Below are 14,922 nucleotides of genomic sequence, written 5' to 3' on the forward strand. Positions count from 1 at the left end.
CCTGTGCTTGTGCAGCAAGGAATGAAGAATCAAGCAGGATTTACCTTAGTTGAACTTTTGGTTGCGATTGCTATTTTCGCAGTGCTGTCTGCTTTGGGTTGGAAGGTTTTTGATTATGTCTCGAAAGTGAAGGAACGAAACGCAACCCATGAGGCAAGGCTTAGTCAGTTGCAAGATGCCCATCAGCAAATTCTCAGAGACACAGTACAAGCTGTGCCCTTAACTGCCAATATTAATGGAGATATTCAACCAGCGTTAGTATTGCAAAATGGCCGATTTAATTTCAGTAAGACAGGTGTCACTGATCCATTAAATCAGGGCATTGCACCTGACGAGCGAGTGGAATATCAATACAAAGCTGATGAAAAAAAATTGTATCGGCTAAAATTTAAAAATCTCAACCAAACGGGGCATGATCAGCCAGATTCGAGTGTTTTACTGGATAATGTTGAACAATATAAAATCACGGTACTCAATCCAAATGAGTTAGAGAATTGGCCAGATGCTGCCGCTGATTTGAATAATGAAAAAACCATTCAACTGTTACCGCGGGGTATCAGGATGCAGCTCACAGTGGATGGGACAAACTACGAATGGTTATTCAGTTTGTTAAATACTGATTTTTTATTGGATAAAAATAAGAATGGTTAGCGGTCAGGTAGTAGAGTCATTTGAAGTTCGGAGTTGCGTATGAAACAGCAACGTGGTATCGCTTTGTTAACTATCCTGATGATGGTAGCTTTGGCAACCATAGTTGCAGCAGGTATCGCAAAACAACAAGCCCATACTTCTGAAAATACCGCTTATGTGATGCGCCAAAATCAGTCGTTGTTATATGCGAAAAGTGCCGAAGCATTTTTTGCTGAACTTTTAGTAAATGATGCCGAAAATGCAGGGCAGGTGGATCACCTCCAAGAAAATTGGGCTCAGCCTATGCCCGCCTTTCCAGTGGAAGGTGGAACTGTTGCAGGTGTGCTGCAAGACGAATCTGGAAAATTTAACCTCAATAGTTTGGTTTCAGAAGAGGGTGTGGTAAATGACAAAGCAAAATTATGGTTTGAGAAAATATTGCAGCGTGTTGGTTTACCCGCAGAATTAAGTCAAGCCGTGATTGACTGGCAAGATGAAGATGATGAGACCTCTGGCCCAATGGGAGCAGAGCTGGCGTATTATCGTGGTTTAAATAATGCGGCACTACCGCCAAATGCAAAATTCCATAGTGTGGAAGAGCTGAAATCAGTCCGTGGTTTTGACGGTGCTCAATATAAACTAATTGCGCCTTATGTGAGTAGCTTACCTTCGCATGAAACAACGGTAAACATTAATACCGCTCCTGCATTTTTGTTAGCGACCTTGGATGATCGTTTAGATGTCAATGCAGTTGAACAAGCTTTGCAACAAAAAGCAGCCAAATTTGAACATTTCGAAAATATCAATGATTTATGGGCAATGGAGCCATTTGCACAGGTGAGCACAGAAAATAGGGAAGTTTTAAATTCACAATTGGGTGTGCAGTCGAACTATTTTAAAGCGCAAATTGAAATTATTTTAAATGAAAGAAAGCGTCAATTTACCAGTGAGTTAGTGCGAAAAGATAAAGATGTATATGTGGCTTTTCGCAGTATGGCACCATTTTAGGTCTTAAATATCGCTAAATTTTCATGATGCCTTTTCCCAATTGTGCTGAACAGCAAAATTAATGCCTCTTGTTAGACTTTTGCATTATAATCTCTAAGAACCCATAGATTATTTGATTGCATTACGACACATGTTAATTCGTAAGTTATTTAAGTTTGAAAACGCGCATATCGTGCGTAATTGCACGTCAGACCGTTGCAAACGTTCCATTCATGGACACAGTTATAAAGTCGAATTATTACTCAAAGCGTCGAAACTTGACCATGGACAAATGGTTTACGATTTCGGTTTGCTCAAAGGGGTAATTAAAGACTTATTTGATAGTTTTGATCACGCGATTTGTTTTTGGCAACATGATGATGCCGAGTACATTCGTGCCTGCAAACAGTTCAGCGCACGGTGGGTTGAACTACCCGTATCGCCTTCAGCAGAACAGTTTTCACGGATCTTCTTTTACTTGGCACAACAAGTTCTAAAATCAACAAAAACTCAAAATGGTGAGGGTGATGTTGAAGTGTATTCTGTGATCGTACATGAGACGGACACAGGCTATGCGCAAAGCTTTTTAGAAGATATCGATAATGTACAAATGGGGCTCTTGCAGTTAGATCAAATCGTCTTTTCCGAACAGGTTCAATCGGAATGGAACGATACCCAGATGTATGAAAAATTAAAACAGGGTCAAAAATTTTTAAACCCTGCAGTTGATTTACAAGTTAAAATTTAAGTAAATATTTGGTTTTATTAGGATTGGTTAACAGTGATGTCTTTAACAGAAGAGCAACAAGCAAAACTCGCTAAAGTGCAGCTTGATGCTAGCTGGAAATATGGTCTAAGTGAGTTTCTGCTTAGCCCCCGCATGGATGAGTTAAAAGACTTTCTGATACAACAAATGAAACAGGATAAAGTGATTTATCCTCCGAATCCGCTGATTTTTAATGCCTTAAATACGACGCCTATGGCGAATGTAAAGGTGGTGATTTTAGGCCAAGACCCTTATCATGGGCCAAATCAGGCACATGGCTTGAGTTTTTCGGTACAAAAGGGGGTTGCATTACCACCTTCTTTACGTAATATTTTCCATGAGTTAAATACCGACCTTGGGGTACCTGTGTCAAAACATGGGGACTTAACACGCTGGGCAGAACAAGGTGTTTTGCTTTTAAATGCGGTACTGACTGTTGAGGCTGGGCAACCAACTTCACATCAAAAACGTGGCTGGGAAGATTTTACAGACCATGTGATTGATGTTTTAAATGAACAACGTGAGCATATTGTCTTTATTTTATGGGGGGCATATGCACAGCGTAAGGGACAACGCATTGACCAAAATAAGCACTTGGTGCTAAAAGCCGCGCATCCATCACCTTTGGCTGCAAACCGCGGTGGTTTTTTTGGTTGTAAGGTGTTCTCAAAAAGTAATAATTATCTTAAACAAAATGGCATTGAGCCAATAGACTGGCAGCTGGACGCATGACTTATTCTCCCGTTTCAAAAAATTATCACCCAGATCTGATTGTTGAAGAAGCGAAAAAGGGCTGGCGCATTGTTCGCCTGAATCGCCCAAAATCGCTTCATGCATTAGATGAATCTATCTGTACAGCGTTGCTTGAAGTCTTTCAGGACTTTCAACACGATGATGCAGTAAAAGCGATTTGGTTAGATTCCACTACGCCGAAAGCATTTTGTGCAGGTGGCGATGTACGCAAATTGCGACAATTGGTGGTCAATGATGAAGTTGAAACGGCGAATAAATTCTTTGAACAAGAATATGCCCTAGATTTGCTGCTGCATAACTATGCAAAGCCGATTTTGGTTTGGGGCGAAGGTTATGTCATGGGAGGTGGTTTAGGTCTATTTATGGCTGCACCTTTCCGTTTGGTGACACCTTATTCACGTTTAGCAATGCCTGAGATTAATATCGGTTTGTATCCAGATGTTGGTGCGACGCGTTTCCTCGCTGACCGTGGTGCCATTGGATTGTTTACTGGGTTAACTGGCTCGATTATGACCGCAGCTGGTGCTTATGGTATCGGCTGGGCAACGCATATTTGTGATGCTCAGCGTGATAATGTACTTGAAACTGTCATTAATATTGATTGGGATCATTATCCAGCGGGCGATTTTCGTGCCATTGATGACACTTTAAATAGTATGCATCGTTCTGTGGGGCCGGGGCCATTACAAAACTCGTTAGATGTGATTCAAAGTGTGTGCCGTGGGCATAATTTTGAACATGACTATGAATCAATTATTGGTTTAAGTGATGCGCGCAGTGATTGGTTACGCCAAGCCAGTGAAAATCTACAAAAAGGTTCACCTGCAACCGCCGCATTAACATGGTTGTTGTGGCAGTGGGGCAAGCAAGTGCATTCTTGGAATGAAGTGTTTGAGCTAGAAACCCAAATTTCGGATTGGAAAATTCGTCACGCGGACTTTGTTGAAGGTGTGCGCGCCCGTCTAGTCGATAAAGACCTGTCTCCAGAATGGAAAAAAGGTACAGATCTTTCCCTCAAAGGAATTCTGGCTGATGAGCCTCCTGTAACCAATATTGACAGTTGGAATGCACTGTTAAGACAGTATGGTGTAATTTATTAATTGATGTCTGAACCAAACTTATATAGTGATGAACATTGGATGCAGCTTGCTTTCGAGCAGGCTGCACAAGCTGCCGAATTGCAAGAAATTCCTGTAGGCGCAGTCATTGTGAGTCAAAATCAAGTCATAGGTGCAGGGTTTAATGCGCCGATTTCTCTGAAAGATCCCACCGCACATGCGGAAGTACAAGCTTTGCGTCAAGCTTGTTTAAATATCGATAATTACCGTTTACCCGATGATGCAACCTTATATGTAACATTGGAGCCATGCACAATGTGTGTGGGTGCTTTGGTACATTCGAGAATTAAACGTGTGGTATTTGCGACGACTGAGCCTAAAGCAGGTTCTTTGGTCAGTTCGCGTCAATTATTAAATTCAGGCTACTATAACCATATCTTTGAGTTTGAGCATGGTTGCCTACAAGAGCAATGCTCCCAACAATTAAGTGATTTTTTTAAAATGCGTCGTGAACAAAAACGACTGATGAAGTTACAGGAAAAAGCCACTTTGACTGAACTTAATTTAAAAAATCAAGTAAACTCTACTGACAATTAATATTGTCAAATAAAATAGGGTACACCATGAAATCGATCCAAGTAAAAAAAGAATTTAATGCACCAGTCGAGCAGGTTTTTGACTTACTTTCAAAACATTCGACCTATAACGTGGCTTTTGCACCGATTCAAGTGGTGCGCGTCAAAGATTCTGCAGATCCTGAACGTCCTGATGGTGTGGGTTCTGTACGTCGTATGGGCTTTGGGCCAGTGAAGCCGTTACAAGAGCAAATTACCTTGCTTGAGCCAAACCAACGCATTGAATATAAGATTATTAAAAACCCACTGGTGAAACATCATTTGGGTGTGATTCAATTCGAAGCGATTGATGCTGCGCGTACTTTAGTCACTTATACGATTGAATTACAGGCGCGTGCGCCATTCGTTAGTCAATTAATCCTTGCGCAACTGAAGTCAGCGATTAAAATTGGTTTTTCAAAACTTGCAAAAACCGTATAAACAAAAGTGGAAGAGCAATGACAGTTCAAATCATTACAATTGATGGCCCAAGTGGCTCAGGTAAAGGAACATTGGCAGCAAAAATTGCGGCACATTATCAGTTCCACTTACTCGACTCAGGTGCGTTATATCGTCTGTTGGGATTGTCATTGCATAAGCAAGACTTAATTGATGCATTAGACTCAAAGCTCGATGAATGCGTAAAAATTGCAACAAATTTAGACATACAATTTGTGACAAATGAAGCAGGTGTTTCGGTGCTTTTAGATGGTGAAGATGTCTCAAAAGTTATCCGTACTGAGAGAGTCGGAGAGTTTGCCTCAAAAGTTGCTGCAATTCCTGCACTTAGAACTGCGCTTTTAGAACGTCAGCATGCCTTTGCCCAAGCACCTGGTTTGGTTGCAGATGGCCGTGACATGGCAACTACGATTTTTCCCAATGCTCAAGCCAAGATTTATTTAACGGCTTCTGCTCAGTCCCGTGCAGAGCGCCGTGTAAATCAGTTGCAGGCTATGGGTGTGGATGTTAAAATAAACGACATTTTAGCTAATATCGAAGCGCGTGATAAGCGAGATATGGAACGCACAGTCGCTCCACTCAAGCCTGCGCCAGATGCTTATTTCATTGATAGTTCAACTTTGAGTATTGATGAAGTATTCACGCTGATGACGAATTACATCGATCAGCAATTAGCAAACTAAAGAATTTTCAGCAGAAGCATAGCTTGATCAGTCTTATACGGACTATGTAGACGCTTAATTAAACCGGCCTTGTCTGATCCAAGACCGCTGACTTTACTAGGTATATCATGACCGAATCTTTTGCAGCCCTCTTTGAAGAAAGCGAATTAAACCTCAACGTTGAAAAGGGTGCTGTCATCCAAGGCGTTGTAGTAAATATCGACTCTGACTGGGTAACAGTTGACACTGGCCTTAAATCAGAAGGTATTGTTGACCGCGCTGAATTCTTAAATGAACAACGTGAACTTGAAGTTCAAGTTGGCGACACTGTTGACGTAGTTGTTGAAGCTCTTGACAACGGTATGGGTCAAACAGTTTTATCACGTGAAAAAGCGAAACGTGCTGAAACTTGGACTAAACTTGAAAAAATCTTTGAAGACGGCGAAATCGTTACTGGTGTTATCTCTGGTAAGGTTAAAGGCGGTTTCACTGTTGACATCGGTCCAGTTCGTGCGTTCCTTCCAGGTTCTTTAGTTGATACTCGTCCTATTCGTGATACTACTCACTTAGAAGGTAAAGAGTTAGAATTTAAAGTAATCAAACTTGATGCTAAACGTAACAACGTTGTTGTATCTCGTCGTGCTGTTATGGAAGCTGAATCTTCAGCTGACCGTGAAGCTCTTCTTGCTCAGCTTGAAGAAGGTCAAACAGTTACTGGTACTATCAAAAATCTTACTGACTACGGCGCGTTCGTTGACCTTGGCGGTATTGATGGTCTTCTTCACATCACTGACATGGCTTGGAAACGTATCAAGCACCCTTCAGAAGTTGTTGAAGTTGGTCAAGAAGTTACTGTTAAAGTACTTAAATTCGACCGCGAACGTAACCGCGTATCTTTAGGCCTTAAACAATTAGGCGAAGATCCATGGTTAGCGATCATGAACCGTTACCCTAAAGGTTCTATCGTTAAAGCTCGTGTAACTAACTTAACTGACTACGGTTGCTTCGCTGAAATCGCTGAAGGCGTTGAAGGCTTAGTACACGTTTCAGAAATGGACCACACTAACAAAAACATCCACCCATCTAAAGTTGTTCAGATCGGTGACGAAGTTGACGTTATGGTTCTTGAAGTTGATGAAGAGCGTCGTCGTATTTCTCTTGGTATCAAACAAACTCGTGCTAACCCATGGGAAGAGTTTGCTAAAGAACACGACAAAGGTGAAAAAGTTTCAGGTACGATCAAGTCAATCACTGACTTCGGTATCTTCATCGGTTTACCAGGCGGTATCGATGGTCTAGTTCACTTGTCTGACATTTCTTGGAACGAACAAGGCGAAGAAGCTATCCGTCGTTACAAGAAAGGTGACACAGTTGAAGCGGTTATCCTTTCAGTAGACGCTGAAGGCAACCGTATCAGCCTTGGCATCAAACAAATGAACAGCGATCCGTTCAACGATTTCTTAGCTGCTAACGAACGCGGTGCGCTTGTTAAAGGTACTGTAACTGCAGTTGACGCTAAAGGCGCTACTGTTAAGTTAGCTGACGAAGTTGAAGCGACTCTTAAAGCATCTGAAATCAACCGCGACCGCGTTGAAGATGCAACTAAGTTCCTTGAAGTTGGTCAAGAAGTTGAAGCTAAAATCATCAACGTAGACCGCAAATCACGTTCTATCAACTTGTCTATCAAAGCGAAAGACGAAGCTGAAGAAAAAGAAGCGGTAGCTAACTTGAACAAGACAGCTACAGCATCTTCAGACAATGGTCCTAAGACTATTGGTGATTTGATCAAAGCTCAAATGAACCACTAAGTAAGTGTTTGAATTGTATTATTAATGTAAATTAATTAATATTTTTTACACAATTACTGTAACGGTAGCGTAGTAAGTGATTATTACGCTACCGTTTTGTATTTAAACAGGTTATTATCAGGAAACTGATCCTAGGTAGCTTGATAATTAAAGAGGTCGCAGATGACTACTGAAGCACTTAATAAGTCTGACTTAATAGAGCGTATTTCTCTTAAAAACCCACACTTAGCTGAACCCTTAGTGGAAGAGGCCGTTAAGATAATGATCGATCAAATGATCGAAGCGTTATCTACAGACAACCGAATTGAAATCCGTGGTTTTGGTAGTTTTGCATTACATCACCGTGAACCACGTGTGGGTCGTAACCCAAAAACAGGTAAATCAGTAGAAGTTGCAGCAAAAGCTGTACCGCACTTTAAACCTGGTAAAGCTTTACGTGATGCGGTAAACGAATCTGCAAACTAATTCAAAACATTGTTAGGGGTGTTTATGCGTTACGTATTGGTCGTAATTTTACTGGTTCTATTTGGATACTCATTGGCTTTGGTTCTGCAAAACGGAACTGAACTTTCAGTCGATTTGTTATTTACACAAGTGCCTGCAATGCGTTTAGGGCTTTTATTGCTATTAACCTTGTCTTTAGGTTTGGTGTTAGGTCTTTTATTGGCAGTGCAAGTATTTCGAGTATTTCAAAATAACTGGGAAATTAAACGTCTACGTAAAGATATTGACCGCCTACGCAAAGAGCAAATTCAAACTGCTCAACTGGCTGCTGCTGAAGCGGCTGCACATACGCGTCATGAAAAGACAGTTTTAGATATTGATGCGAATGAGCGTCCTTCTAACCCGTTATAATTGGGTTTTAGAAGTAAATTAACTACTTTTATGAGTAGATTTAAATTTTATATTTAACACTCCGGTGGATCATCGGGGTGTTTTTTTATGGGCTGAAAAAATAAAACGCTTATCTCAAATAAAATAATGAGATAGGTCAATTAAAATTAATCATTTCAAATAACATGAGTTTTATAGCTTTCTGATCAAGTTGAATCCATTTATAATGCACTAATTTTGTCAAAATGAAGGGTAAGTCTCTTGAGTATCATCGTTGCACTAGATGCTAAAAGCCAATATGACGCACTTACAATTGCAGAGCAGTTAGATCCTGCATTATGTCGAGTTAAGGTTGGTAAAGAGTTATTTACCCATGAGGGTCCAAGTGTCGTTAAGGCATTGCATGATAAAGGTTTTGAAGTATTTCTAGATCTAAAATTCCACGATATTCCAAACACTACAGCGCAAGCAGTTTGTGCAGCTGCGGATATGGGTGTGTGGATGGTGAATGTTCATGCTTCAGGTGGTCGTAAAATGATGGAAACCTGTGTTGAGCGTTTAAAGACGGGTAACTATAACACTCAGCTGATTGCAGTAACGGTATTAACCTCGATGGGCCGTGAAGATCTTGCGGATTTAGGTTTAGATGTTGAACCCTTTGAACATGTGAAACGTCTTGCGACTTTAACGAAAGAAAGTGGTTTAGATGGTGTAGTGTGTTCGGCACAAGAAGCAAAAATGCTGCGTGAGACTTTGGGTGCTGAGTTTGCTTTAGTGACACCGGGTATCCGTCCTGCGGGTTCTGCTGCTGATGATCAAAAACGAATTGTGACACCTAAACAAGCCATGCTCGATGGTTCTACACATTTGGTGATTGGTCGTCCGATTACCAAATCGGACAATATGCGTCAGACTTTAAAAGATATTTTAGCGACACTTTAATATTTACCTTCTCTCTCTAACTCTCTCCCAAAGGGAGAGAGAAAGTCCTCTGCCTTTGGGAGAGGATTTAGGTGAGGGGTTAGATAGCCGCCAATATACTCACCAATATTGGTGCAAGTACAGAAAGGATAAAGCCGCTGACCATAGCATGTGGAATAAAATCATTACCACAGGCTTGTTTGACCATGGGTAGGGTGACATCCATAGCTGTTGCACCCGCAGATGAAATTGCAGAGCGTGGGTAGCGCCAGCCAATAATATACATAAATACAATCGCAAAAATTTCTCTGAATAAATCATTCATCAGCGCGATACTGCCTAGATGCGCATTCTTTAATTCAGTCACGACGATGCCTGTCATCGAATAGAAACCGTAGCCTTGTGACAACATAATCAAATCTTTCAAACTGATTTGTGGCAATAGATAGGCAGCAGCAAAAGCGCCCAAAAGTGAACCGACGATACAGCCGAGTGGAACAAGTAGAATTTTCCAATTTAACCAAGAACGATCGAGCGGTGAGTAGGCGAGATCAAGCCCAATCAGAAACATGAAGACTAAAAGTAGATCCCAAGTACTAATATGTGGCTGAAGACTAAAATGTGCTGCAATTTCGGCAAAAGCATAACCTAAACCTAATGCAATAAAAGCATAGCTAATATTGATGAGTGAGCTTGTCACTAACTGCATGGACACTTTGCCATGACTGGGTTTATAGCCTAAAAGCTTAAACAAAATATAGCAGCAAATAAAAGCACCCATTGAGGTCAATAGTGCAATAAGTACTGATGAAGAGAGGATTTGCAGAGGTGCTGGAATAGTGTGTAATGTTTCAGAAAATTCGATCGCAATCGCAAATAACAAAATATAAGTAAAGTACGGCAGGAGTTTAAAGGCGATTTTTTCAAGCCAAGTGGGTAGGCGACGTGCAAGAATAAAACCAAGCCCTAAACAGGTCAAGAGCTGGAAAATCAGCCAGAAAGATTGCATAAAAAATAGGCAGATAATGAATACCTGCCTATTATGACCTGTTATTGCTTAAGCTGCATGACTAGATTTTGTTTTACTTAGGAGTCGAAAATCAGCTGGATTTATTTTTCGAGTAGCGAGCCAATATTTCCATGTATAAGTTGGCCACAGTGCAAAATTTTTACCGCCATTTTGTTGATACCAGCTCACGCAGCCTGATTGCCATACCGTGCCATCAAGCATGTCTTGTACATGAGTGTTAAATTGATCTTGCACCTGATCTTTGACAGCGATGGCTTGAACATTAGATTTTGAAACCAATTGCATCATTTGTAAGATGTAATCGACTTGTGCCTCAATCATAAATACCACTGAATTATGCGCAAGTACGGTATTGGGGCCTAATAATTGGAACAGATTTGGAAAGCCTTTGGTGCAAATGCCATAAAAACTTTCTGCGCCAGCTTGCCAAACTTGTTTGAGTTCTTGAGCATTTTCACCAATACATTCAAAGGACTTGAGATAAATACGTGGGTCAGTAATAAAGCCAGTCCCATAGATTAAGCAGTCAATTTCACGGGATTTTCCATCTTTGGTAATAATGGCATTTTCAGTGATTTCTTGTATTGCATCACTGACCAATTCCACATTAGGTCTATTAAAGGTTGGAAAGTATTTATTAGAAATTAAAATGCGTTTACAACCCATGATGTAGTTTGGGGTTAGTTTCTTGGCGAGTTCAGCATCTTTGACTTGGTATTTAATATACAGTTCAGCCAGTTTTTGCGCATACTTCATGGTGGTCGGCTTAACAATTGGCACGACACGTGATTCGTTGGTCCAATACAGTCGAGCACGGTGAATTTTTCGAAACCAATCATATTTTTTAAATAATGATTTTTCTAAACCATGATAACTACGTTCATCTCGTGGAATGACCCAAGCCGCTGTACGCTGAAAAACATAAAGTTGCTGTGTTTGTGGTGCAATTTCTGGAATGTATTGGATGGCACTGCCGCCTGTACCAATCGATGCGACTTTTTTGCCTGCTAATGGATATTGATGATCCCATTGAGAAGAATGGAACACTTTACCCTTAAATTTTTCAATGCCTGGAATATGTGGAATTTGTGGGACATGTAACGGGCCAGATGCAAAAATCACATATTGAGCGGTAATTTTAACGCCATCTTTGAGTTCTAAATGCCAGTCGCAGGTTGATTCATTGTATTGGCTTGAAAGCACTTCACTGTTAAAGCGACAGAATTGTTTTAAATTATATTCACGGGTGACATGTTGGATATAGTCAAATATTTCCGGCGCTTCGGCGTAACGCTTTGACCAATCTGTTTTGGGTGCAAAAGAAAGTGAATACATATGTGATTGCACATCGCAGGCAGCGCCAGGGTAGCGGTTTTCACGCCAGGTTCCACCAAAATCATTGGCTTTTTCGAGGATCAGAAAATCTTGATTGCCTTGTTGTAAAAGTCGGATCGCCATAGCAATACCACCAAAACCACCGCCGATGATGGCGATTTGTGTATGTATTTCAGAATTGGCTTTTGGGGTTTGCACTGTTTTTGTTTGCGCTTCCTGCATCATTTTTTTAATTCCAAGCGAGATTACAGGCTAAGCATACTTGAGTTCATAACCAGAACAATATGATTGAGGTGACAGAAAAATTGATCGAAACGGCAATGTTCATAATTGCAAATTTGTAGTAAAAAAGAAGAAATTTAATGTCATTTTACGATTTATGAAACGATCTATTCTAAGCCTGATGTATTTAGTACAAGGAATGCGTAAAGCAGGCGTAGATGTCGATCAACGTTTGCAAACTATCGGGCTGCGTGTCGATGCACTCGATCCTACTTCGGTGATTCATCCGAGTTTGGAGTGGGATGTACTGAAAGTCATTGGTAAAGATGTAGAACCTGAGCAAGGTTTATTTATTGGTCAGCATTATACGTTGGCGGGTTATGGCCCGTTGCTGATGTTATTGGTCACCAGTGATACTTTACGCCAAGCTTTAAATCAGGGAATTCGCTTTCAACAGTTGACGCATCTAACTGGGCGTTTGAGTTTGCAAATCAGTCAGCATAAAGTGGCCTTATGTTATCAACCGCAAGATGTGTATGCACCACTGGGTGCATTATTGGCGCAGTCGGAAATTTCTGGAACGTATAAATTCATCCGTGATCTGTACAAAATGATGGGGCTATCTACACCGCAAGTTCAAATTGATTTGCCGTTCGCTGAACCCAAAGATCCTGAAAAATTAAAAATGTTTACTGATTATTATGGCTCTCAAGTTCGATTTGGTGCGCCATTTGCGGCATTTTGGTTTGATGAAGATGTTTTAGATATTCGGATCCCTTCCGCAGATATTATTACTTTTCGATTATATGAGTCGAAATGTATTGCGGAGTTAGAACGTTTAAGCGCCGATGAAGATGCGCCATCATTGGTTCAACGTGTGCAAGATTATTTGGAATTACAAAGTGGTGCGATGCCAAGTATGGCAGCAACTGCTCAAGCGTTGAACTTGCCTGAAAGAACTTTGCGTCATCAACTGCAACAGTTAAATACCAGTTATAAGCAAATTCGTGAAGATATTATTAAAGATAAAGCACTCCGTATGATTGAATATAATGAATATTCAATTGAAATGATTGCAGAATTGCTGGGCTATTCAGAACCTGCGGCGTTTAATCATGCGTTTAAACGTTGGTTTGGGCATAGTCCGAGACAATATAATAAATAGCCAATGCGCTTTACTGCCAAAGTGTTATATCTTCGAGTTTATTCTTCGTTATAATTCATTTAGCCCAAAAAAGTATTTAATGATATGTCAGATTTTCAGTCACCACACAACACCGCATTTACTCCGATTTCACCGGCTGAGCGTTATGCTCAAGCCTTAGCATCTGGTCAGTTTTTACCAGATCAGGAACAGGCGCAAGCGGTGCATGAGTTGGATCGAGTTTGGCAAGAATTAATCCAACGTTTTAAGGCTTCTAAAAAAGCGTTTCGTCGTTTCCGTCGTCAAACTGCACCGAAAGGGGTGTATATGTGGGGCGGTGTAGGACGTGGTAAAACGTGGCTGATGGATCAGTTTTATGATTCTGTGCCATTTCGACGCAAAACACGTATGCATTTCCATCACTTTATGCAGTACGTACACCGTGAATTAAATAAGCTTTCAGGTCAGCGTAATCCACTCGACCTTGTTGCCGACCAAATTTATAAAGAAGCAGTCGTGATCTGCTTTGATGAATTCTTTGTATCCAATGTCACAGATGCGATGATTTTGAGTGATCTATTCCAAAAATTATTTACGCGTGGGATCACCCTTGTTGCAACATCTAACATCGCACCAGATGGTTTGTATAAAAACGGGATCCACCGTGACCGTTTTATCCCAACCATCGAAATGGTAAAAAAGAACTGTGTGATTTTAAATGTAGACTCAGGCGTAGACTATCGTTTACGTGTATTGAAACAAGCGCAGTTGTTTAAGTCACCTTTAACACATGAACATAAGTTGTGGATGGCACAGCGTTTTACAGCATTAACGCAAACCCAAACAGTTTCACAAGAGCCAATTATTATTAATCAGCGTATTGTGGAAACCATTGGTCATACGGAAGATGTACTGTGGTGTGAATATTCTGAACTTTGCCTAAAACCACGTAGCCCAGCGGACTTTATTGAAATTGCCAATATTTATAATACGGTCTTGGTGAGTAATGTGCCGCACATGACGGATTATTTGTCTGAAGGGACTCGTCGTTTTATCTATCTAGTTGATGAGTTTTATGACCGTGGTGTGAAGTTGTTGCTTACTTCAGAAGATACGATTATTGAATTATATCAAGGTGAAAAATTGGCATTTGAAATTGAGCGTACACGTTCGCGCTTATTGGAAATGCAATCTAATGATTATCTACATACCTCTCACCGTCAAATCAATGCACCAGAATCTACGGCAGAAAATTAAGCGTTTCTGTTGGAATGAAAAAAGAACGTCTTGATGGCGTTCTTTTTTTTTGATTTTTAGTTTTAGAAAACATGTATAAATTAAGAAAAGCTGTGGAACGAACAATAGAAGTTAAAGCAAAGTCTCATGATAAAAGCATCATTAAATAAGAAGTATGGCTGTTTAATAATTCATCGATAAAAGCGTTAAATTTAAACTGATTGGTTGAAGTTGTAGCATCGACATTGGCAGCATTTCATGGCTTAATCGAGTGAGTTTGTTTGACGCTTGGGTCTATTTGTTCAGTTTTAGAACAAAATTCTGCACTTAAGTCTAATTTCGACATTTCAAAAACTTTATACACTGTAAAAAGGTATTCAGGCTGATGATGACGTCGTATTTCTGATCTTTATTATGTTGAATGATGAGGGTATTTCATTACATAGAAAATGATCATTATTTA

The 14,922-nt window shown here is 40.4% G+C and carries 16 protein-coding genes; 14 read left to right on the forward strand and 2 right to left on the reverse strand.

Going from position 1 to position 14,922, the window contains the following annotated elements; genetic code table 11:
* The first annotated feature begins 21 nt into the window (after positions 1-21).
* From gspJ to pyrF, 12 genes are all read left to right on the forward strand, one after another.
* Positions 22-651 carry a type II secretion system minor pseudopilin GspJ gene (gene gspJ, locus FTV03_RS04775; RefSeq protein WP_111885090.1) on the forward strand — a complete coding sequence of 210 codons (630 nt, stop codon included), beginning with the start codon at positions 22-24 and terminating at the stop codon, positions 649-651.
* A 39-nt stretch (positions 652-690) separates the two neighbouring features.
* Entirely contained in the window at positions 691-1,638 is a 948-nt protein-coding gene (gspK, locus tag FTV03_RS04780; RefSeq protein ID WP_180040236.1) for a type II secretion system minor pseudopilin GspK, read from the forward strand.
* Between the two features lie 130 nt (positions 1,639-1,768).
* The gene (locus FTV03_RS04785; RefSeq protein ID WP_180040238.1) at positions 1,769-2,365 is read left to right on the forward strand and encodes a 6-carboxytetrahydropterin synthase; all 597 of its coding nucleotides are present in this window, start codon (positions 1,769-1,771) and stop codon (positions 2,363-2,365) included.
* A 36-nt stretch (positions 2,366-2,401) separates the two neighbouring features.
* Entirely contained in the window at positions 2,402-3,115 is a 714-nt protein-coding gene (gene ung / locus FTV03_RS04790) for a uracil-DNA glycosylase (RefSeq protein WP_180026951.1), read from the forward strand.
* Positions 3,112-4,236, forward strand: a complete 1,125-nt coding sequence (locus FTV03_RS04795) for an enoyl-CoA hydratase/isomerase family protein (protein WP_180040240.1) — start codon at positions 3,112-3,114, stop codon at positions 4,234-4,236. The genes ung and FTV03_RS04795 overlap by 4 nt, the downstream gene beginning before the upstream one ends.
* Before the next feature lie 3 nt (positions 4,237-4,239).
* On the forward strand, positions 4,240-4,791 hold the full coding sequence (tadA, locus tag FTV03_RS04800) for a tRNA adenosine(34) deaminase TadA (RefSeq protein ID WP_078188939.1): 552 nt from the start codon (positions 4,240-4,242) through the stop codon (positions 4,789-4,791).
* Positions 4,792-4,817: 26 nt separating this feature from the next.
* Positions 4,818-5,249: an SRPBCC family protein gene (locus tag FTV03_RS04805; protein WP_078188937.1), complete on the forward strand. Its 432-nt coding sequence runs from the start codon at positions 4,818-4,820 to the stop codon at positions 5,247-5,249.
* Between the two features lie 17 nt (positions 5,250-5,266).
* Positions 5,267-5,950: a (d)CMP kinase gene (gene cmk, locus FTV03_RS04810; RefSeq protein ID WP_168378902.1), complete on the forward strand. Its 684-nt coding sequence runs from the start codon at positions 5,267-5,269 to the stop codon at positions 5,948-5,950.
* A gap of 107 nt (positions 5,951-6,057) precedes the next feature.
* A complete protein-coding gene (gene rpsA, locus FTV03_RS04815) occupies positions 6,058-7,737 on the forward strand; it encodes a 30S ribosomal protein S1 (RefSeq protein ID WP_168378903.1) in 1,680 nt (559 codons plus the stop codon).
* Positions 7,738-7,899: 162 nt separating this feature from the next.
* The gene (locus FTV03_RS04820) at positions 7,900-8,202 is read left to right on the forward strand and encodes an integration host factor subunit beta (RefSeq protein WP_067767464.1); all 303 of its coding nucleotides are present in this window, start codon (positions 7,900-7,902) and stop codon (positions 8,200-8,202) included.
* A 24-nt stretch (positions 8,203-8,226) separates the two neighbouring features.
* Positions 8,227-8,592 (forward strand): lipopolysaccharide assembly protein LapA domain-containing protein, encoded by a 366-nt coding sequence (locus FTV03_RS04825; protein ID WP_078188931.1) that lies wholly within the window; start codon positions 8,227-8,229, stop codon positions 8,590-8,592.
* A 240-nt stretch (positions 8,593-8,832) separates the two neighbouring features.
* Complete coding sequence (pyrF, locus tag FTV03_RS04830; RefSeq protein ID WP_180040242.1) at positions 8,833-9,513, forward strand: orotidine-5'-phosphate decarboxylase; 681 nt, start codon at positions 8,833-8,835, stop codon at positions 9,511-9,513.
* 79 nt (positions 9,514-9,592) lie between these two features.
* On the opposite strand, the gene FTV03_RS04835 is transcribed toward pyrF, so the two are convergent.
* Positions 9,593-10,501 (reverse strand): lysine exporter LysO family protein, encoded by a 909-nt coding sequence (locus tag FTV03_RS04835; protein WP_180040244.1) that lies wholly within the window; start codon positions 10,499-10,501, stop codon positions 9,593-9,595.
* A 48-nt stretch (positions 10,502-10,549) separates the two neighbouring features.
* Positions 10,550-12,079, reverse strand: a complete 1,530-nt coding sequence (locus FTV03_RS04840) for an NAD(P)/FAD-dependent oxidoreductase (protein WP_180040271.1) — start codon at positions 12,077-12,079, stop codon at positions 10,550-10,552.
* A 157-nt stretch (positions 12,080-12,236) separates the two neighbouring features.
* Here FTV03_RS04840 and FTV03_RS04845 point away from each other — a divergent pair, with 157 nt between their 5' ends.
* Both FTV03_RS04845 and zapE read left to right on the forward strand, forming a co-directional pair.
* Complete coding sequence (locus FTV03_RS04845) at positions 12,237-13,244, forward strand: AraC family transcriptional regulator (RefSeq protein WP_111885051.1); 1,008 nt, start codon at positions 12,237-12,239, stop codon at positions 13,242-13,244.
* A gap of 84 nt (positions 13,245-13,328) precedes the next feature.
* Positions 13,329-14,480 (forward strand): cell division protein ZapE, encoded by a 1,152-nt coding sequence (gene zapE, locus FTV03_RS04850; protein WP_180040246.1) that lies wholly within the window; start codon positions 13,329-13,331, stop codon positions 14,478-14,480.
* The last annotated feature ends 442 nt before the right edge of the window (positions 14,481-14,922 follow it).

This window comes from Acinetobacter sp. YH12218 (genome assembly GCF_013417925.1).
Lineage (GTDB): Bacteria > Pseudomonadota > Gammaproteobacteria > Pseudomonadales > Moraxellaceae > Acinetobacter > Acinetobacter amyesii.

Bases quoted from the DNA above. Each gene is read 5' to 3' on its own strand.
- gspJ (WP_111885090.1), top strand. From the start codon at position 22: ATGAAGAATCAAGCAGGATTTACCTTAGTTGAACTTTTGGTTGCGATT.
- gspK (WP_180040236.1), top strand. From the start codon at position 691: ATGAAACAGCAACGTGGTATCGCTTTGTTAACTATCCTGATGATGGTA.
- FTV03_RS04785 (WP_180040238.1), top strand. From the start codon at position 1,769: ATGTTAATTCGTAAGTTATTTAAGTTTGAAAACGCGCATATCGTGCGT.
- ung (WP_180026951.1), top strand. From the start codon at position 2,402: ATGTCTTTAACAGAAGAGCAACAAGCAAAACTCGCTAAAGTGCAGCTT.
- FTV03_RS04795 (WP_180040240.1), top strand. From the start codon at position 3,112: ATGACTTATTCTCCCGTTTCAAAAAATTATCACCCAGATCTGATTGTT.
- tadA (WP_078188939.1), top strand. From the start codon at position 4,240: ATGTCTGAACCAAACTTATATAGTGATGAACATTGGATGCAGCTTGCT.
- FTV03_RS04805 (WP_078188937.1), top strand. From the start codon at position 4,818: ATGAAATCGATCCAAGTAAAAAAAGAATTTAATGCACCAGTCGAGCAG.
- cmk (WP_168378902.1), top strand. From the start codon at position 5,267: ATGACAGTTCAAATCATTACAATTGATGGCCCAAGTGGCTCAGGTAAA.
- rpsA (WP_168378903.1), top strand. From the start codon at position 6,058: ATGACCGAATCTTTTGCAGCCCTCTTTGAAGAAAGCGAATTAAACCTC.
- FTV03_RS04820 (WP_067767464.1), top strand. From the start codon at position 7,900: ATGACTACTGAAGCACTTAATAAGTCTGACTTAATAGAGCGTATTTCT.
- FTV03_RS04825 (WP_078188931.1), top strand. From the start codon at position 8,227: ATGCGTTACGTATTGGTCGTAATTTTACTGGTTCTATTTGGATACTCA.
- FTV03_RS04835 (WP_180040244.1), bottom strand. From the start codon at position 10,501: ATGCAATCTTTCTGGCTGATTTTCCAGCTCTTGACCTGTTTAGGGCTT.
- FTV03_RS04840 (WP_180040271.1), bottom strand. From the start codon at position 12,079: ATGCAGGAAGCGCAAACAAAAACAGTGCAAACCCCAAAAGCCAATTCT.
- FTV03_RS04845 (WP_111885051.1), top strand. From the start codon at position 12,237: ATGAAACGATCTATTCTAAGCCTGATGTATTTAGTACAAGGAATGCGT.
- zapE (WP_180040246.1), top strand. From the start codon at position 13,329: ATGTCAGATTTTCAGTCACCACACAACACCGCATTTACTCCGATTTCA.